Source organism: Clostridium fessum (genome assembly GCF_027698965.1).
GTDB lineage: Bacteria > Bacillota > Clostridia > Lachnospirales > Lachnospiraceae > Otoolea > Otoolea fessa.
In genome coordinates, this window is sequence record NZ_JAQEQF010000003.1 from 183,212 (window position 1) to 202,400 (window position 19,189).

Consider the following 19,189-nt stretch of genomic DNA (forward strand, 5'->3'; position numbering starts at 1 on the left):
GGCAGATTATGAGATCCCGCGCAAATTTGCCTTGCTAAAGGAGTTTTCAAAGACTGAAAGCGGAAAGATTTGTAAAAAAGAACTGTGAAAATTGCTTTTTCTTGTCGAAAAAAGAAAATGATTTATTGTGCAAAATGACAAAAGCGACGTTGACAAAAATGGAAAAGAGTGGTATATTTACATACAGCAATCAAACTATTTAATGTAACGGTTGTGAACGTGACCGGAGAGCTGCTTTCTGTGGGGGAAAAGCGGCTCTCTTTTTATATATGTTTGACTTTTTGTATAGTGACAGCTACAATAAATTCGTAACTGTTCAGTACCTTCACAGTCACGCGCAAAAATCCATTTAAAATTGCCTACGGCAATGGGATTTTTGCCTGCTGGTCCATGTTTTCGTACGGTCAGCGCAGTAAATGCGCAGACCTATTGAACAGTTGCTATGTTTTTAAAAATTATTTATAAGGGAGACAAACCATATGATAAGAGATGGCTTTATCCGGGTTGCCGCGTCAACGCCGGAAGTGAAGGTGGCAGATGTAGAGTACAACCGGGAACAGGTTTGTGAACAGATAGAGGAGGGGCGCAAAAAGGGCGCTTCGATTATGGTATTTCCAGAGCTGGTGCTGACAGGATATACGTGCGGTGAGCTGTTTATCCAGAAATCGCTGCTGGCGAAGGCAAAGGAAGAGCTTAGGAAGCTGATCGCCTTTACAGCTGGCGATTCAATGCTTGTATTTGTAGGACTTCCGTGGGAATACAACAATAAATTGTACAATGTGGCAGCGGCGATCCAGGATGGAAAGCTGCTCGGTCTGGTTCCGAAGAGATGGATTCCAAACTATTCTGAATTTTATGAGGGACGTTATTTCAACCCGGGCTGGGAAAAGACAATCGACGTTTCCTGGGACGGTTATCAGGTGCCAATGGGAATGAAGCTTTTATTTTCCTGTGACAATGTGGAAAATCTCGTCGTGGGAGCGGAGATCTGCGAGGACGTCTGGGTTTTAAATCCACCGAGTATTGCACACGCGTCGGCGGGGGCAACGGTGATCGTCAACTGTTCTGCCAGCGATGAGGTGACAGGCAAGAGCGAGTACCGCAGAAGTCTGATCAGCGGTCAGTCGGCGCGGCTTCTCTGTGCGTATATTTACGCCAATGCGGGCGAAGGAGAGTCTTCCCAGGATCTCGTTTTTGGCGGCCAGAATATTATCGCTGAGAATGGCAATATCCTATCGGAGTCAGCGCGATTTGAGAATCAGACGATCTACGCAGATATCGATTTGGAACGTCTGGAATGTGAGCGCCGCCGGATGACGACCTATCAGACAGAAGGTCGTGAGGATTACCAGTTTGTAAGATTTACGCTGGATCAAAAACCGCTTGCGCTGGAGCGCGCGATCGATCCGACCCCATTTGTTCCGCACGATGCGGGCAGCCGGAACCGCCGCTGCGAGGAGATCCTTTCGATCCAGGCGATGGGATTGAAAAAACGTCTCAAACATACCGGATGCCGCCATGCTGTCGTTGGTATTTCAGGCGGTCTGGATTCAACGCTGGCACTTTTAGTAACCGTGCGCGCCTTTGATCTGCTGGGAATTCCGCGTGAAAATATCCTGTCTGTGACGATGCCGTGCTTTGGTACGACTGACCGGACGTACCAGAATGCCTGCCAGCTCACGAAAAAGCTGGGTGCAACCTTGAAAGAAGTCGATATCCGGGAGGCAGTTACTATCCATTTCCGTGACATTGAGCAGGATCCGTCGGTTCATGATGTAACGTATGAAAATTCACAGGCACGCCAGAGAACGCTGGTTCTGATGAACCTTGCCAATAAGATCGGCGGTCTAGTCATCGGTACCGGCGATATGTCGGAGCTGGCGCTTGGCTGGGCGACCTACAACGGCGATCATATGTCGATGTACGGTGTCAACTGCTCGGTTCCGAAGATGCTGGTGCGCCATCTGGTGCGCTATTATGCAGATACCTGTGGCGAGAAAGAGCTTTCTGATATTCTACTGGATGTACTGGATACACCGGTCAGCCCGGAGCTTCTGCCGCCGGAGGAGGATGGAAAGATTGCACAGAAAACGGAGGATTTGGTTGGTCCTTATGAGCTGCATGATTTCTATCTCTACTATATATTAAGATTCGGCTACCGTCCGGGTAAGATTTACCGCCTGGCGCGTCAGGCATTTGACGGTGCTTATGATAAGGAAACGATCCTTAAATGGCTGAAGGTGTTCTACCGCCGTTTCTTCAACCAGCAGTTTAAGCGTTCCTGCCTGCCGGATGGTCCGAAGGTAGGTTCTGCTGCAGTATCACCGCGCGGCGACCTGCGTATGCCGAGCGATGCGTGCAGCCGCCTGTGGCTGGAGGAGCTGGAAACACTGGATGAGGATTGCGTTTACGGAGTGCCGGAGACGAACGCGGCAGGAGGCAGCCTGTGATCGCGAGCACGGGCAACGCCCGTGTCAGAGCGGTGACGGCGCTTGCAAAGAAAGCAAAAGCAAGACGGGAACAGGGCGTCTTTTTGGTGGAAGGTCCGAAGATGTTCGGGGAACTGCCGGTGGAGAGACGCCGCGAAGTCTATGTGTCGGAAAATTTTCTGCGCCAGCAGGGGGAAAGAGCAGAAAAACTGCTGGCTGGCTGCCGGTATGAGACGGTGACGGATGAGGTCATGCGCCATATGTCGGACACCCAGACACCGCAGGGTATCCTGGCGATAGCGGAACAGTTTTCCTATCAGCTCTCAGATGTGCTGAAAAATAGCCCGGACGGAAAGGCACCGGAGCTTGTGATTCTGGAGACGCTGCAGGATCCGGGTAATCTGGGAACAATCCTGCGTGCCGGAGAGGGGGCGGGTGTGACAGGCATCATTCTTGACCGTGGTTCAGCTGATATTTACAGCCCGAAGGTCATCCGTTCCACGATGGGCTCGATCTACCGGGTGCCGTTTATCTACACGGACGACCTGCATCAGACGATCGGGGAAGTAAAAAAGCAGGGAATCCGCCTCTATGCTGCGCATTTAAAGGGGAAACATAACTACGAAGAAGAAAATTATACAGGTCCGTCCGGCTTCCTGATCGGAAATGAGGCAAATGGTCTGACCGAGGAGACGGCGGCGCTTGCTGACGCGTGGGTGAGGATTCCGATGGCTGGAAAGGTTGAATCCCTCAATGCAGCGGTGGCGGCTTCGGTGCTGCTGTTTGAGACGGCACGGCAGAGACGGCAGTAAATTGCATTTTTTGAAACAATGTTTTAAGCCGGATAGTTTGTGCAAATAGAGAGCAGTGAAGAAATAAATTGAACTGCAGATCGATATGTTCCATTAAGAAGTTTGTAATAAAACCGTAAGTTCAAAAACAGAGCTGATTGGTTGATAAATGTCAGAAAATATCGTATACTAGTTTTAAGATATCAGGGTCAAAAGACCTATATGGAAGGAGGGGATGACATGTCAGTATGGTGTGTCTGGCTGGCGGTGTTTGTAGTGTGTATCGGGCTGGAAGCAGCGTCGATGGCGCTGACTTCGATCTGGTTTGCTGGAGGCGCTCTGATTGCGTGTGTCCTGTCGATCGCGGGAGTGAATCTTTACATCCAGATGGCAGTGTTTGTCGTTGTTTCATTCCTTCTTTTGTATTCAACAAGACCATTGGCACTCCGGTATATCAATCAGAAGACGGTGCGGACCAATGTGGACGCGCTGGTGGGTAAAAAAGCGCGGGTAACCGCAGAGATTGATAACGACGAGGCGAGAGGGACGGCGATGGTGTCCGGTCAGGAATGGACGGCACGCTCGGCGGATGGAAGCCGGATTCCGAAGGATACGATGGTACAGATTCAGGCGGTCAGCGGCGTCAAGCTGATTGTCAGCAAATGTAAGGAGGAGTAGGAAATATGGGAGCAGTTATCAGTTTTCTTGTCATTGCAATTGTGGTACTTCTGATTTTGTCATCCTGTATCCGGATTGTGCCGCAGGCACAGGCATTAGTCGTAGAGCGTCTGGGTGCTTATCTGGAGACATGGTCGGTTGGCGTGCATTTCAAGGTGCCGTTCATTGACCGCGTGGCAAAAAGAGTCATTTTAAAAGAGCAGGTTGTAGATTTTGCACCGCAGCCGGTTATCACGAAAGATAACGTTACGATGAAGATTGATACGGTTGTATTTTTCCAGATCACGGATCCGAAGCTGTTTGCGTATGGTGTTGAGAACCCGATCATGGCGATCGAGAACCTGACGGCGACCACCCTTCGAAATATCATCGGTGATCTCGAACTTGACCAGACCTTAACCTCCCGTGAGACGATCAACACGAAGATGCGCGCTGCACTCGATGTGGCGACAGACCCGTGGGGAATCAAGGTAAACCGTGTTGAGTTGAAAAATATCATTCCTCCGGCAGCTATTCAGGATGCGATGGAGAAACAGATGAAGGCAGAGCGTGAGCGCCGTGAGTCCATTCTCCGTGCCGAAGGCGAGAAGAAATCGACGATCCTGGTAGCCGAAGGTAAGAAAGAGTCCGCGATTCTGGAAGCAGAAGCAGAGAAGGAAGCGGCGATCCTGCGTGCAGAAGCACAGAAGGAAAAGATGATCCGCGAGGCAGAAGGTGAGGCGGAAGCGATCCTCAAAGTCCAGAAAGCGGAAGCAGACGGACTTCGCTTCATCAAGGAAGCAGGCGCGGACAATGCAGTGCTACAGCTCAAGAGCCTGGAGGCATTTGCCAAAGCAGCGGACGGCAAGGCGACGAAGATCATCATCCCGTCCGAGATCCAGGGCATTGCCGGTCTGGTAAAGGGTCTGACGGAAGTTGGCACGGATGTTCAAAAGGCAGAGTAGCCGGGAGTGAGCGGCTCTAAGTTATAAAAAGAAGGTATAAGAAAAGGCTGATGGTTATGTAAAGCAGGAACCGCAGCCTTTTTCGATTTCTTTTTTGACAAGCCTGCGGACATTCGGTATAATATCCCATAGTGATATGTATACCCATATATGTTGATGAAAGGGTATATGCAAGAAGCTATGTGCTATATGAAGAATGAGGCTGTTGTTTGCGAATACGAATATAAGTAAGGAGTGGATGCGTTGAACCTGCAGGAAAAAAGAAAGAAAAGCGCGAATATCGCGTTTGCCCTGGATATGCTTCATATCGTAGTGGGTATATTGATCGTGATATTTGCGGTTCTTGCGTTTCTGAACCCGGATGAAAACCGGATTTTGTTTCCGGTAATCTTTCTTCTGGCGGCGGTACTGAATTTTGCCAATGGCTATGACCGCTATCGCCGGGGAAGGGGAAGAAAGCATCTGCGGACCGGCGGAATGATCCTGATGGCTGTGGGAGCAGGATTGTTCCTTTTATGTATTGTCAGTACACTTACAATATGGTGGGGGTAATAAAAGTGAAAACAGAAGTTTTGCGAATGTTAAAAGAAACGGATGATTACCTGTCCGGACAGGAGATCTGTGAGCGTTTAAATGTATCACGGACGGCAGTCTGGAAAGTTATCAAACAGTTGGAGGCAGAAGGATATGAGATAGAGGCGGTCCGGAACCGCGGTTACCGGCTGCGTTTCCTGGGCGATGTTCTCAGCCAGGCAGAGCTGGAGAGCAGCATCGACAGCGAGTGGGCTGGAAAAAATATTTTATATTTTGACGAGACAGATTCAACCAATACCGAGATCAAGAAAGCGGCGGAGAAAGATGCCCCGCACGGTACGCTGGCAGTCGCGGATTATCAGTCGATGGGAAAGGGACGCCGCGGAAGAAGCTGGGCGGCGCCGCATGGCGTCGGCATCTGGATGAGCCTGCTTCTGCGCCCGGAGCTTCCTCCGACCTGCGCGTCGATGCTGACGCTGGTGGCGGCTCTGGCAGTTGCCGACGGGATTCGGGAGGTTTGTGATCTGGAGGCAAAGATCAAGTGGCCGAACGATATCGTCGTCAATGGAAAGAAGGTCTGTGGTATCCTGACCGAGATGAGCACGGAATTAGAGTGTATTAATTATATCGTGACTGGTATTGGTATCAACGTGGCAAATCACGAGTTCCCGGAGGAGATTCGGGATGTGGCAACGTCTCTGTATCTGGAGACAGGAAAAGAAGTGCGCCGCAGCCAGCTTATCGCCGCGATCATGCGGGCGTATGAGGGATATTATGATAAATTCATGGAAAACCAGAACATGAAATCCCTGATGGACGTTTATAACAGCCGTCTGGCAAACTGCGGTACACAGGTGCGCGTCCTGTCTCCGGGCAATGAGTATACGGGCATGGCGCTCGGAATTGACGAGATGGGCGAACTGCTGGTCCGCACAGAAGACGGAAAGGTGTGCAAAGTGATCTCAGGAGAGGTATCTGTCAGGGGCATTTACGGATATGTATAAAGATTTTTATGCGTCGTTGAAGCCTTTAGAGGGGGAAATACCTTATGCGGAAGAAGAGAGGCTGGCGGCATCCGGCGCTCCATTGCTCTTCTGGTACCGGAAAAACCGGCGGCTCCTTCCGTGGCGGGAGAATCCGGAACCGTATTCGGTCTGGATTTCGGAGATCATGCTGCAGCAGACGCGGGTAGAGGCGGTCAAACCGTACTTTGCCCGTTTTATGGAAGCACTCCCGGACATCACCTCCCTCGCGCAGGTGGACGAAGAGCGGCTTTTGAAGCTGTGGGAGGGACTTGGGTATTATTCCAGAGCCCGGAACCTAAAAAAGGCAGCGGTCTGCCTGATGGAAGACTACGGCGGTCAGATGCCTGCGTCGCGGGATGAGATATTGAAACTTCCGGGCATCGGAAGTTATACAGCCGGGGCAGTTGCGTCGATCGCGTATGCTCTGCCGGCTCCGGCGCTGGATGGAAATGTGGTGCGTGTTCTGACACGCCTGTTTGCTGACCCACAGGACAGCACGAAGCCGGCGCTTCGAAAGAAATATGAGCGGCGCCTGGAGGCGGAACTTGTGCGCCGGACGGAGGAAAGAGATTCCTATTTGTCAGCCGGTGATGATGCCGGTGAGGTTTCCACGGCATTACGGTCAGAAGAGCTATTTCATCCAGGTGAATATAATCAGGCATGGATTGAACTGGGCGCGCTTGTCTGCATCCCGGGCGGACGTCCGCTCTGTGAGAAGTGCCCGCTGGAATCCCTTTGTCTGGCGCACCGGCGGGGAGAGGAGGAGCAATATCCGGTCAAGCCGCCGAAAAAGCCGCGCCGGATCGAGGAAAAAACGGTCTGCCTGATTGAGTGGGAGGATACGGTGGCGATCCGCAAGCGCAGCAGCAAGGGATTGTTGGCGTCCCTCTACGAATATGTCAATCTGGACGGAAAAAAGAGTGCGGCGGAGGCAGCGAAAGAACTGGGGATCGCGGAGGCGGATATCAGGGAAACCGAGGATCTGCCGGATGCAGTCCACATTTTTTCCCATGTTGAATGGCATATGTGTGGACGCAGAATCCGCTTGAAACGGGCATCCGGCTATCAGGATAAAACAGTTTTGATGGTGTGCCGGGCACAGCTGCAGGATCGCTATCCGATCCCCAATGCATTTCGCGTGTATACAAATATATTAATATGAAATACTGTTAGTGTGGGGAAACAGGAGAAATGGCGATTATGAAAAAAATGCTTTTTATCATCAATCCGAGATCTGGCAAAGAACAGATTCGAAGTCGTCTTCTTGAAATTTTAGATAGTTTTGTAAAGGCGGGCTATGGACCGTCTGTTTATATTACGCAGGGACCGAAGGACGCGGAGTATCAGGCGGCACGTGCGAAAACGAAGGAACTGGTCGTGTGCAGCGGCGGGGACGGTACGCTCAACGAGGTGGTATCGGGGCTGATGACGATCACCCCGGAAAAGCGCCCGGAGTTAGGATATATCCCGTCGGGTTCCACGAATGATTTCGCATCCAGTCTGGGACTTCCGAAAAATATGCGGAAAGCGGCGCAGACAGCTGCGCTGGGAAAACCATTTCTGGTCGATGTCGGTATATTCGGCAAAAACCGGTATTTCGTCTATGTGGCGGCGTTCGGAGCATTTACGGAGGTATCCTATTCGACCCCGCAGGAGACGAAAAATATTTTGGGGCATCAGGCATATATGCTGGAAGCCATCAAACGCCTGACAGGGCTTAAATCCTACCGGATGCGCCTTACGTGGGAACATCTGGGGGAGCAAAGAGAATTGGAAGAGGAATTTATTCTGGGAATGGTGACCAATACGACCTCGATCGGAGGTTTTAAAGGACTGGTTGGTATGGACGTGGCGCTGGATGACGGGGAGTTTGAGGTGCTTCTGGTCCGGAAACCGCGCACGCCGCTTGACATTGCAAGTATTGCTGCTTATCTGATTCAGAGAGAGGGCGAAAATGAATGCGTATTCAAGTTCCGCACCTCGAAACTGACGGTACAGTCGGAGGAGCTGGTGGACTGGTCGCTGGACGGTGAGTTTGGTGGAAGTCAGACAGAGGTCGTGATTGAAAATAAACCAAGAGAGATTGCGATCAGGGTGCCTGAAGTTACGGTTCGCGGGTAGGCACTTTTGTAACCGAAAGTGCCGTAAGAAAACGTGGTGGCAGCAGGAATTTGCCGTATTTAAATGCGAAGCCACGGCAAATTGCGTTGCTGGGCACGTATGCGTGAACAGTAACTGCCTAAATAGAAATAGATCGAAAAATTTCGAAAATTGTTGAAAAATAGAATTTAATCGTATATAATGTACTTTCGGGATATTGCAGGGAAAGGTGCAGGGAAATAAGAGCACACAAACAATCGAGGGACAATATCACGTTAGATATAAAGAAACTTCTAAGCGAAATAAATCGAAAGGACGTTAATTCGTGGAGAAAGAAAATTTTTTAGGTAAGTTAAGGAAACTGGTAGAGTTAGCAAAGTCCAAGCAGAACGCGCTGGACGTGACAGAGATCAATAACTTTTTTATGGGCGATAATCTGCAGACAGAGCAGATGGAGCAGATTTACAATTATCTGGAGCAGAATAATATTGATGTCATTCCGGAGGTGATCGATGATTCGATTCTCAAGGAAAATGATTCGATGCTCGATGATGATGTGGATGATGAATTCCTCAAGAACGAGGAAGAGGATATCGATCTGGATGCGATCGATCTGTTAGAGGGAATCGGCACGGAAGATCCGGTCCGCATGTACCTGAAAGAGATCGGTACCGTTCCGCTTCTGAGCGCGGAGGAGGAGATCCGCCTTGCAAAGCGCAAAGCAGAGGGTGATGTGAATGCAAAAGAGCGCCTGATTGAGGCAAACCTGCGCCTGGTTGTCAGCATTGCAAAGCGCTATACAGGACGCGGCATGAGCTTTCTGGATCTGGTTCAGGAAGGCAATCTGGGTCTTATTAAGGGCGTTGAGAAGTTTGATTATACAAAGGGTTATAAGTTAAGTACATATGCGACCTGGTGGATTCGTCAGTCTGTTACAAGGGCTCTGGCGGATCAGGCGAGAACTATCCGTGTCCCGGTGCATATGGTAGAGACGATCAACAAGATGTCCAAGATGCAGCGTAAGCTGACGCTGGAACTGGGCTATGAGCCGTCGGTGGCAGAGCTGTCCGAGGCGCTTGGCATGTCCGAGGATAAGGTCATGGAGATCATGCAGATCGCACGTGAGCCAGCTTCCCTGGAAACCCCGATCGGTGAGGAAGACGATTCCAATCTGGGTGATTTCGTAGCGGACGGCAACGTGGTAACGCCGGAAGGTAATGTAGAATCTGTTATGCTGCGTGAGCATATCGATGCATTGCTTGGAGACCTGAAGGAGAGAGAGCGTCAGGTTATTATTCTCCGGTTTGGTCTGGAGGATGGACATCCGAGAACCCTGGAAGAGGTCGGAAAAGCATTCAACGTAACGAGAGAGCGTATCCGCCAGATCGAGGCAAAAGCACTTCGTAAATTAAGAAATCCGGTCCGGAGCAAGCGGATTCGCGATTTCCTGTAAGAGTTGTATCATTTTGGTAAAAAGGGAAATTTGTTTGGAATTTCCTGAAAGGTTTAATAAAAAGATAAAGCAGTTTGTACCCGTCCGTGGGTACAGGCTGCTTTTTCAAGTTTTGGAGAATATGAATTATTGTGCATATCTTCATATGACGTCTAAGGATGGAAATGATGTTTGTCAGGAAAGAAGCGTTTCGGATAGAAATATCGCGTGCTGGAAGGAAAATGCACGGACAGATGGGAACTTATAGAAAGAGGAGAGAAAAATGTCGGAACCAATGAAAAATCCGCCAGCCAGAAAGACACAGACGGCGAAACGGAATTATCAGAAAGAAATGGAAAAAGTGCTGGATGCAGCAGTCCGGGACGGCAGAGTTCCGACTTTATTTCTCCACAGCTGTTGTGCGCCGTGCAGCAGCTACGTGCTGGAATATCTGTCGCAGTATTTTTCAATTACGGTGTTCTACTACAATCCGAATATTTCACCGAAAGAGGAATATGAGGCGCGCACGGAGGAGGTACAGCGGCTGATCCGGGAGCTTCCAGCGGTGCATCCGATCCGGTTTGTAGAAGGAAAATACGACCCGGAATGCTACTATGAGGCAGTCCGGGGGCATGAGAAGGATCCGGAGGGCGGCGAGCGCTGCGGTATTTGTTTTGAGATGCGCCTACGGGAAGCGGCGAAGCTGGCAGCCGAGGGCGGCTATGACTGGTTCACGACGACCCTCACGATCAGTCCGCTCAAAAATGCCGGGCGCCTCAATACGATCGGGCAGGCGATGGGAGAAGAGTATCATGTGGCATTTCTGCCGTCGGATTTCAAGAAAAAAGAGGGATATAAGCGCTCGATCGAGCTGTCGGCGCAGTATCATCTATACCGTCAGAATTACTGCGGATGCGTGTTCTCGAAGCGGGAGCGTGAAGAGCAGATGCAGAAGGAGAGGCAGGAAACATCGTGATTTGCGGGGCGATATGTTTGGTCGAAGAGGAGTTTGTATGGATGATTGCCTGTAGCTGTGAAAGTATGAAACGGCTGTGAGGGGAAAAAAGTGGTACTGTTCACAGGTAGGCACTTTTGGAACCGAAAGTGCCGTAAGAAAACGTGGTGGCAGCAGGAATTTGCCGTATTTAAATGCGAAGCCACGGCAAATTCCGTTACTGAGCACGTATGCGTGAACAGTAACAAAAAAGTTATAAGAAAAGATGGAAACAGAAAGGAAGAAACGCAATGTACCGCTTATGTATATTTGATTTGGATGGAACTCTTTTAAATACGGTTTATGCGCTGACTTATGTGACAAATTTAACATTGGATGCATTCGGACTGCGCCATGTTACACCGGAGGAAACGAAACGGATCGTGGGAAATGGATACCGGATGCAGATGAAGCGCGCGCTGGTGCTGGCGGGGGACGAGAAGCTGGTTCATTATGAAGCGTCGCTTCCGATTTATATGGAGAATTTCTCTAAATACTGCCTGAAAGACGTAGAGCCATATGACGGTATCCGGGAACTGCTGGCGTCGTTAAAAGAGATGGATGTACATGTGGCTGTCCTTTCGAACAAGCCGCATGATCAGGCAATTGTGAATATTGAGACATTCTTTGGGAAAGGATATTTTGATGTGGTGCGCGGTGAGCAGGCGGGAACGCCGAAAAAACCGGCTCCAGACGGGGTGTTCGCCATTTGCCGGGAACTGGGTATAAAACAGGAAGAGTGTCTGTATCTGGGCGATACGAATACAGATATGGAAACTGGGCTGAATGCCGGAATGGACACGGTCGGCGTGCTCTGGGGCTTCCGTGACCGGGAAGAGCTGGAAGGCTGCCACCCGCAGTATATTGTGGCACATCCGTCGGAAGTAGCGGAGATTGTGAAGAAAAAGAATGAGTCACATGGAAGAATGGAGTAGTGTCTGTGTTTGTTCATAGCTGTGAAAAGAGAAACAGTTGTGAAAGAAAATGATATTTGAAAGAGTAATTCGAAATGTTTATTGAAAAACATTTACTGAAATAGAAGAAGTTAAGGGTAAAAAAGAAATATGGTAAAACACAAGAATGGATTTAAATGTAAATGGATATCATGGATGCTTGCTTTTTTGATTGCCTTTTCCTGTGTTCTTACAGCGTGTACGCCACGGCGGGGAACTGCATCGTCTGATTCATCGTCGAATCCGTTAAAAGGGGCAGATGCGTCTGGTGATACGCGCTTAAACGTTGTGACGACGCTATTTCCGTATTACGATTTTCTCCGGCAGATTGCCGGGGATTCGATCCGGCTGACGATGGTTGTTCCGGCGGGCATGGACAGCCATTCGTTCGAGCCGACGCCGGCGGACATGATCACGATCCAGAATGCAGATCTGTTAGTCTGCAACGGCGGTACGATGGAACAGTGGCTTTCGCAGGTGCTTGATTCCTTCGGGGAAGGCACCGGACCGAAGCGCGTCGTGACGATGATGGACTGCGTGGATGTAGTGCAGGAGGAGATCGTCGAGGGCATGGAAGATGGAGAGGCGCACGATCATGGACATACGCATGTTCATGCGGATGGAACAGTTCATGCGGGTGATCACGATCATGAGTTGGAAGATCATGCTCACAGTGAAGAAGAACATGAGCCAGAGGACCATGTTTACAGTGAAGAAGAACACGACACAGAAGAGCATATTCACAGCGAGGATGAGCATGATATGGAAGATGTGGCGGTTCATGATGAAGATCACGCTCAGGAGTATCTGGATGAGGACGATGGTCACGGCGTCGAGATTGAATATGACGAGCACATCTGGACATCCCCGGTCAATGCGAAAAAGCTGGCCGGCGTGCTGGCGGAGGTGCTGGCACAGGAAGATCCGGCGCACGCGGCTTCCTATGCGGAAAACTGCGCGTCCTATCAGGATAAATTGACGGAATTGGATGCAGAATTCAGAGAAGTTGTCTCCCATGCCAAGCGCCGTCTCGTCGTTTTCGGTGATAAATTTCCACTCCGGTACTTTTTCGATGAGTATGGGCTGGAATACAGGGCGGCATTTTCAGGATGCAGTACGGATACGGAGCCGAGTGCCAAGACCATCGCCTACCTGATCGATAAGGTGCGGGAGGAACAGATACCAGCCGTCTATTACCTGGAGCTTTCCAGCCCGCGCGTGGCGGAGATCATAGGGGAAGAGACGGGCGCGGAACCACTGTTGTTCCACTCCTGCCACAATGTGACGAGACACCAGTTTGATTCGGGCGTTACCTATCTGGAATTGATGGAGCAGAACGTAAAGAACTTGAAAAAGGGATTGTCATAAAAAGAATAGATGATTATGGGAAAAGTCTTTAGCCATGGTGAATGTTTATGACAATAGAAGAGTAGAGCAGTAGTGAAAGGAATTATAGATGGGATTACTCTTAAAATGTGAGCATGTAGGTTTTGGTTATGAAAACCAGGATGCGGTGCTGGATGTGAACCTGGAGGTAAATGAGGGCGATTACATCTGCATTGTCGGGGAAAATGGTTCGGGAAAAAGTACCCTGATGAAGGGCATTCTGGGACTTTTAAAACCGACTTCGGGCAGGATTGAATATTCGGAAGAATTAAAAAAAGCCGGTATTGGTTACCTGCCGCAGCAGACCGACGCGCAGAAGGACTTTCCAGCGACTGTGTTTGAGGTGGTTATCTCCGGGTGCCTGGGAAAACGCGGCAGCCGCCCGTTTTATTCGATGAAAGAAAAGAAAGAGGCGCGGGCAAATCTGGATCGTCTGGGAATCCGTGATCTGGAAAAAAGCTGTTTCAGAGAGCTTTCCGGCGGTCAGAAACAGCGTGTTCTGATCGCGCGGGCGCTCTGTGCGACGGATAAGTTGTTGATTCTCGATGAGCCGATCACGGGACTCGATCCGTCGGCGATTCTGGACTTTTACCAGCTGATCCGGAAACTGAATCAGGAAGAAAAGGTTGCAATCCTGATGGTTTCCCATGATATGGCAAATATTGTGCATCAGGGAGGAAAAATTTTGCAGATGCGGCAGAAGCCGCTGTTCTGGGGTACGATGAAAGAATATGTGAAGAGTGAGATTGCTCATTCTTTCCTGGGACGGGAAGAGCTGGCAACTCTGGGGCACAGATGCGGAGTGCCGATGCAGAAGGATGGAATCAGGAAGATGCAGAAGCCGGAAATGGGTTCGGAAACTGATTCTGAAACGAAACAGCATTTGAAAGACAGAAATGCGGAGAAGGAGGTGTAGAAGATGGGAATTATATCTGAAATGTTATCATACCCGTTTATGGTGCGGGCGCTGATCGGCGGTCTTTTAGTCTCTCTCTGCGCCTCTCTGCTGGGTGTCAGCCTGGTGCTGAAACGCTACTCAATGATTGGAGACGGTTTATCCCATGTTTCGTTCGGATCCCTTTCGATTGCACTGGCGGCAGGCTGGTCACCTTTAAAGGTTTCGATTCCGGTGGTCGTGCTGGCGGCATTTTTCCTGCTGCGGATCACGGAACATGGAAAAGTAAAGAGTGACGCTGCGATTGCGATGATCTCGGCCAGTGCGCTTGCAATCGGTATTATCGTAACTTCCCTGACAACCGGTATGACGACCGATGTCAGCAGCTATATGTTTGGAAGCATTCTCGCGATGAGCCGGGAAGATGTCCAGTTTGCGGCGGTGCTTTCCATGGTGGTGCTTGGATTATATCTTTTTTGCTATAACAAAGTATTTGCGGTTACCTTTGATGAGAGCTTTGCCAAGGCGACCGGCGTCAATGTGTCGCTCTATAACGTGCTGATAGCGGTTCTGACCGCGATCACGATCGTGATTGGAATGCGGATGATGGGCGCGATGCTGATCTCCAGTCTGATTATTTTCCCGGCTCTGACCTCCATGCGGGTGTTCAAGAGCTTCCGGGGGGTGGTCATCGCATCGGGGATTCTGTCGCTGATCTGTTTCTTTGGAGGAATGGTGATGTCTTACACGTACTCAACACCGGCGGGCGCGAGCGTTGTTGTGGTGGATCTGGCGGCGTTTCTGCTCTTTTCGCTGATACAGAGAGGGATAGCTGCTACTGCCCGCAAATAGGATGTTTTTTGTAGAACATACACATTCTGTATGCTCATGTTTCTGTTCACGGGTAGGCACTTTTGGAACCGAAAGTGCCGTAAGAAAACGTGGTGGCAGCAGGAATTTGCCGGGGAGTGGTTGACAAATAAAATGGCTTGCGGTTATAATAATATCCGGTTGCCGGAATGGGCAGATCGCCAGCAAAAGCTTGCAGAGTTGCTGGTCGGCGATAGAAAACGAAAATCGAATAGCTTGTCTAAGCGTTAAAGAGACTATAGGGTTTGTACTGTTTCTGAGATAAACAGTAAAGTCCGTAGTCTCTTTTTTATTTGATAAGAAATGCTTTGCAGAAGAACCCCAGGTGTTTTTTTTCTGCGAAGAATGTGTCAGAAACGCTCATGAAAAGTGAAAAATAAAAAAGGAATGGAGATGGAAAAATGGATCAGACCTACATGAAAGAAAAACCAGTTGTCCCGCTGCTGCTTTCGATGGGAATCCCGGTCATCATATCGATGATCGCCGGGGCACTCTACAATATCGTGGACAGCATTTTCGTGGCAATGATCAGTGAGGACGCGATGACGGCGGTTTCGCTTGTCTATCCGATCCAGAACCTCGCGCACGCAGCCGGGGTTGGGTTTGGCGTTGGTATCAATGCGATGGTGGCGAGACGCCTTGGCGAAGGAAAAACACGGATGGCGAACCAGACAGCATCGCAGGGAGTATTTTTAAGTGCCTTACATGGAATGATTTTAACGATTTTAGGAATGGCGGTGATTCCGTATTTCCTGCGGATGTTTACGAGCGATGAGGTAACGATTTCCTACGGACTGACGTATTTTTGCAATGTGTTTCTGTTTTCAACGATCGACACGATGGGAATGGCATATGAAAAGGTCTACCAGTCGGTTGGAAAGATGAAAATATCGATGGCAGCCGTCTTGATTGGATGCGTCGTCAATATCGTGCTGGACCCGATCTTTATCTTTGGATTAGGCCCCATGCCGGAACTGGGAATCCGCGGTGCGGCGTGGGCGACAGGAATCGGGCAGACGGCGTCGCTGCTGTTTTATTTGATTTTAAACCATGTGAAACCGTTAAATGTGGAGATTTCGCTGCGGGAAATGCGTCCGTCGAAGGAGATCTGCGGCGGTATGTATTCAGTCGGAATCGCGGCAACACTCAATATGGCGCTGACATCCCTGCTTCTGACGGCGCTCAATGCGATTCTGGCACCATTTTCGCAGGTATATATTCTGGTGCTGGGTGTTTACTACAAGCTGCAGGCACTGCTTTATCAGGGAGCCAGCGGCGTGGTGCAGGGAATGCGCCCGCTGATCGGTTACAATTACGGTGCAGGCGAGCAGGAGAGGGTGAAAAAGATCTTCCGCGCGGCCTTCATGATTGTTGGCATTATCATGACAGCGGGAACCCTGCTTGGCGAGCTGGTGCCGGATTTCCTGATGGGGCTGTTTACGCAGACGCCTTCGACGGTGGAGATCGGCAGAACGGCGCTCCGGCTCATCAGCCCGGGCTTTGTCATGTCAACGGTTTCCGTCATTGCTTCTGGCGCGTTTGAGGGACTTGGAATGGGACTTAAATCTCTGAAAATTTCCCTGATGCGCTATGCTGTGATTATCATTCCGATCGCATTTGTGCTCAGCCGGATCATCGGTCCTATCGGTGTCTGGCACGCGTTCTGGCTGGCAGAGCTTATCACGGCAGTGTATGCTGGGGCGAGCTGGAAGCGGACGATTACTGTGTCTTTATAGGGCGTTTTTGGTCTCAAAAAGGCTGCATATATGTGAGGCTAAAAAAGTTACTGTTCACACGCGCCCAGTAACGGGATTTTGCCGATGCTTGACTTTACTAGGTATTTGTGTAAAATAATAAGTGGCTGATCGGAACTTCGGCAGATTCGGGCGATGTAAAGCTATGCATTGCCGGGATGTCAGGTACCGGGCGGACAATGATTTACAGTCAGTACACATTTGTACAGAAAAGAAGGTAAGTAAAATGACAAAGATTGATATTATTTCCGGTTTCCTGGGTGCAGGAAAGACTACGTTTATTAAACAGCTTTTAAAAGAAGCAATTTCAGGCGAGAAAGTCGTTCTGATTGAAAATGAATTTGGACAGATCGGCATTGACGGCGGTTTTTTAAAAGACGCTGGCATCGAGATCCGTGAGATGAACTCCGGCTGTATCTGCTGCTCTCTGGTCGGCGATTTTGGACGTTCCCTCGAGGAAGTTCTGACCAAATATCAGCCGGATCGTGTTATCATCGAGCCGTCAGGCGTCGGCAAGCTGTCTGATGTTATGAATGCAGTAAAAAATGTAGCTTCTGAGATTGAGGTTATGTTAAACAGTGCGGTTACCGTGGTAGATGTCAACAAATGCCGTATGTATATGAAGAACTTCGGTGAGTTTTTCAACAACCAGATCGAAAATGCAGGCACGATCGTGTTAAGCCGTACCGATGTAGCGGATCCGAAGAAGGTACAGGGCGCGGTTGAGATGCTTCGCCAGCACAATGCAAAGGCAACCATCGTGACCACTCCATGCAGCGAGCTGACCGGCGCACAGCTTCTTGAGATGATCGAGCAGGAAGACGATATGGCAGAGGAGCTGATGAAAGAGGCAAGAGAGCATATGCATGAGCATCATCACCATCATGATCATGACGATGACTGCGATTGCGGCTGCCATGACCACGATCATGAGCATCACCACCATGACGATGATTGCGACTGTGGCTGCCATGATCATGATCACGAGCATCATCACCATGACGATGACTGCGATTGTGGCTGTCATGATCACGATCATGAGCACCATCATCATGACCATGATGACGAGTGTGGCTGTGGCTGCCATGACCACCACCACGATCACGAAGGACACCATCATGCAGATGATGTATTTACAAGCTGGGGCTTGGAGAATGTCGGCGTGATGAAGAAAGAAGATCTGCAGAAGATTCTGGATGATCTGGCTTATGGTGATAAATACGGCGAGGTTCTGCGTGCGAAAGGCATGGTTCCGAGTGAAGAAAAGGGCGTATGGCTGCATTTTGATATGGTTCCGGAGCAGGCTGAGATCCGTGAGGGAGCACCGGATTTTACCGGAAAGGTGTGCGTGATCGGTGCCGAGCTGGACGAAGAGGGTCTGAAGGCAGCGTTCAACGCGTAAATACAAGGAGAATGAACTATGAATGAAGATAAGATGCCGTTGTTTCTCATCAATGGTTTTCTGGAAGCTGGAAAAACCCAGTTTATTAAATTTACAATGCAGCAGGATTATTTCCAGACCGAAGGAAAAACACTTCTGATTGTCTGCGAAGAGGGCGAGGAAGAGTATGATGAGGAGCTTTTAAAGCAGACTCATACAGCGGTTGTTTATATAGAGGAAGCGGAAAAGCTGACGCCGGAATACCTACAGGATCTGGAGCTTCTTTACAATCCGGAGCGAGTTCTGATGGAGTGGAACGGTATGTGGAATCTGGATGCCCTGAAACTTCCGAACGATTGGGATCTGTATCAGCAGATTACGATCATCGATGGTTCCACATTTGATTTATACCTGCAGAACATGAAACCATTGATTGGTGCCATGGTCCGCAACACGGAAATGATTATCATGAACCGTTGCGACGAGATCGAGGATTTGGATGTATACCGCCGTACTTTAAAGGGCATGAACCCGCAGGTTCAGATCGTGTTTGAGGACGCAGAGGGCGAAATTGAGGAAGTGACCGAAGCGGATCTTCCATTTGATGTCAATGCCGAAGTGATCGAGATTCCGCCGGAGGCATATGGTATCTGGTATATTGATGCGATGGATAAACCGGACCGTTACCGTGGAAAGACCGTTGAATTTACCGGCATGGTACTGAAAACCCCGGATTTCCCGAAGAACAACTTTGTTCCTGGACGTATGGCGATGACCTGTTGCGAGGCAGATATGACGTTCTTAGGTTTCATGTGCAAGGCAAAAAATGCCCGTCTGCTTGAGACGAAAGACTGGGTCAAAGTACGTGCCCGCGTAGAATATGAGTATATGCCGGAGTATGAGGGTGAAGGTCCGATGCTTTATGCAGATTACGTGGAAAAGGCAGAGCCGATTGAGGAGATTGTGCAGTTCTAAGATTTGCAACGGAAAGCTGTGTTTGAAAGAAAAGGTGTGCCCCGGAGT

The 19,189-nt window shown here is 49.7% G+C and carries 17 protein-coding genes; all 17 read left to right on the forward strand.

Translation table 11 applies throughout. The features are described 5' to 3' along the window. Positions 1–482 precede the first annotated feature (482 nt). On the forward strand, positions 483–2,450 hold the full coding sequence (locus tag PG862_RS05365) for an NAD(+) synthase (protein WP_270706860.1): 1,968 nt from the start codon (positions 483–485) through the stop codon (positions 2,448–2,450). Continuing rightward, entirely contained in the window at positions 2,447–3,241 is a 795-nt protein-coding gene (locus PG862_RS05370; protein WP_107000165.1) for a TrmH family RNA methyltransferase, read from the forward strand. Before PG862_RS05365 ends, PG862_RS05370 begins: the two co-directional genes overlap by 4 nt. A 219-nt stretch (positions 3,242–3,460) precedes the next feature. After that, positions 3,461–3,898 carry an NfeD family protein gene (locus tag PG862_RS05375; protein ID WP_107000164.1) on the forward strand — a complete coding sequence of 146 codons (438 nt, stop codon included), beginning with the start codon at positions 3,461–3,463 and terminating at the stop codon, positions 3,896–3,898. 5 nt (positions 3,899–3,903) lie between these two features. After that, positions 3,904–4,842, forward strand: a complete 939-nt coding sequence (locus PG862_RS05380) for an SPFH domain-containing protein (protein ID WP_022359803.1) — start codon at positions 3,904–3,906, stop codon at positions 4,840–4,842. Positions 4,843–5,085: 243 nt separating this feature from the next. After that, positions 5,086–5,394, forward strand: coding sequence for a DUF6637 family protein (locus PG862_RS05385; RefSeq protein ID WP_022359804.1), 309 nt, complete (start codon positions 5,086–5,088; stop codon positions 5,392–5,394). A gap of 26 nt (positions 5,395–5,420) precedes the next feature. Then, entirely contained in the window at positions 5,421–6,380 is a 960-nt protein-coding gene (locus tag PG862_RS05390; RefSeq protein WP_337955605.1) for a biotin--[acetyl-CoA-carboxylase] ligase, read from the forward strand. Continuing rightward, complete coding sequence (locus PG862_RS05395) at positions 6,373–7,563, forward strand: A/G-specific adenine glycosylase (RefSeq protein ID WP_270706757.1); 1,191 nt, start codon at positions 6,373–6,375, stop codon at positions 7,561–7,563. Before PG862_RS05390 ends, PG862_RS05395 begins: the two co-directional genes overlap by 8 nt. Before the next feature lie 38 nt (positions 7,564–7,601). Next, the gene (locus tag PG862_RS05400) at positions 7,602–8,522 is read left to right on the forward strand and encodes a diacylglycerol/lipid kinase family protein (protein ID WP_117796419.1); all 921 of its coding nucleotides are present in this window, start codon (positions 7,602–7,604) and stop codon (positions 8,520–8,522) included. A 304-nt stretch (positions 8,523–8,826) separates the two neighbouring features. Next, complete coding sequence (gene rpoD, locus PG862_RS05405) at positions 8,827–9,954, forward strand: RNA polymerase sigma factor RpoD (protein ID WP_022359808.1); 1,128 nt, start codon at positions 8,827–8,829, stop codon at positions 9,952–9,954. 262 nt (positions 9,955–10,216) lie between these two features. Beyond that, positions 10,217–10,909, forward strand: coding sequence for an epoxyqueuosine reductase QueH (locus tag PG862_RS05410; RefSeq protein WP_022359809.1), 693 nt, complete (start codon positions 10,217–10,219; stop codon positions 10,907–10,909). A 269-nt stretch (positions 10,910–11,178) separates the two neighbouring features. Further along, positions 11,179–11,862 (forward strand): HAD family hydrolase, encoded by a 684-nt coding sequence (locus PG862_RS05415; RefSeq protein ID WP_270706758.1) that lies wholly within the window; start codon positions 11,179–11,181, stop codon positions 11,860–11,862. Between the two features lie 174 nt (positions 11,863–12,036). Next, positions 12,037–13,248: a metal ABC transporter substrate-binding protein gene (locus PG862_RS05420; RefSeq protein ID WP_270706759.1), complete on the forward strand. Its 1,212-nt coding sequence runs from the start codon at positions 12,037–12,039 to the stop codon at positions 13,246–13,248. A gap of 88 nt (positions 13,249–13,336) precedes the next feature. Beyond that, a complete protein-coding gene (locus tag PG862_RS05425) occupies positions 13,337–14,182 on the forward strand; it encodes a metal ABC transporter ATP-binding protein (protein WP_107000158.1) in 846 nt (281 codons plus the stop codon). Between the two features lie 3 nt (positions 14,183–14,185). Beyond that, entirely contained in the window at positions 14,186–15,013 is an 828-nt protein-coding gene (locus PG862_RS05430) for a metal ABC transporter permease (protein ID WP_022359814.1), read from the forward strand. A 419-nt stretch (positions 15,014–15,432) separates the two neighbouring features. Further along, positions 15,433–16,767 carry an MATE family efflux transporter gene (locus tag PG862_RS05435; RefSeq protein ID WP_117796422.1) on the forward strand — a complete coding sequence of 445 codons (1,335 nt, stop codon included), beginning with the start codon at positions 15,433–15,435 and terminating at the stop codon, positions 16,765–16,767. Between the two features lie 244 nt (positions 16,768–17,011). Beyond that, positions 17,012–18,187, forward strand: coding sequence for a CobW family GTP-binding protein (locus PG862_RS05440; RefSeq protein WP_107000154.1), 1,176 nt, complete (start codon positions 17,012–17,014; stop codon positions 18,185–18,187). A gap of 18 nt (positions 18,188–18,205) precedes the next feature. Continuing rightward, a complete protein-coding gene (locus PG862_RS05445; RefSeq protein ID WP_022359817.1) occupies positions 18,206–19,141 on the forward strand; it encodes a TIGR03943 family putative permease subunit in 936 nt (311 codons plus the stop codon). The last annotated feature ends 48 nt before the right edge of the window (positions 19,142–19,189 follow it).

Coding starts and splice junctions, on each gene's coding strand:
- PG862_RS05425 (WP_107000158.1), top strand. CDS start 13,337: ATGGGATTACTCTTAAAATGTGAGCATGTAGGTTTTGGTTATGAAAAC.
- PG862_RS05390 (WP_337955605.1), top strand. CDS start 5,421: ATGTTAAAAGAAACGGATGATTACCTGTCCGGACAGGAGATCTGTGAG.
- PG862_RS05410 (WP_022359809.1), top strand. CDS start 10,217: ATGTCGGAACCAATGAAAAATCCGCCAGCCAGAAAGACACAGACGGCG.
- PG862_RS05430 (WP_022359814.1), top strand. CDS start 14,186: ATGGGAATTATATCTGAAATGTTATCATACCCGTTTATGGTGCGGGCG.
- PG862_RS05395 (WP_270706757.1), top strand. CDS start 6,373: ATGTATAAAGATTTTTATGCGTCGTTGAAGCCTTTAGAGGGGGAAATA.
- PG862_RS05375 (WP_107000164.1), top strand. CDS start 3,461: ATGTCAGTATGGTGTGTCTGGCTGGCGGTGTTTGTAGTGTGTATCGGG.
- PG862_RS05445 (WP_022359817.1), top strand. CDS start 18,206: ATGAATGAAGATAAGATGCCGTTGTTTCTCATCAATGGTTTTCTGGAA.
- PG862_RS05400 (WP_117796419.1), top strand. CDS start 7,602: ATGAAAAAAATGCTTTTTATCATCAATCCGAGATCTGGCAAAGAACAG.
- PG862_RS05380 (WP_022359803.1), top strand. CDS start 3,904: ATGGGAGCAGTTATCAGTTTTCTTGTCATTGCAATTGTGGTACTTCTG.
- PG862_RS05415 (WP_270706758.1), top strand. CDS start 11,179: ATGTACCGCTTATGTATATTTGATTTGGATGGAACTCTTTTAAATACG.
- PG862_RS05440 (WP_107000154.1), top strand. CDS start 17,012: ATGACAAAGATTGATATTATTTCCGGTTTCCTGGGTGCAGGAAAGACT.
- PG862_RS05420 (WP_270706759.1), top strand. CDS start 12,037: ATGCTTGCTTTTTTGATTGCCTTTTCCTGTGTTCTTACAGCGTGTACG.
- PG862_RS05435 (WP_117796422.1), top strand. CDS start 15,433: ATGGATCAGACCTACATGAAAGAAAAACCAGTTGTCCCGCTGCTGCTT.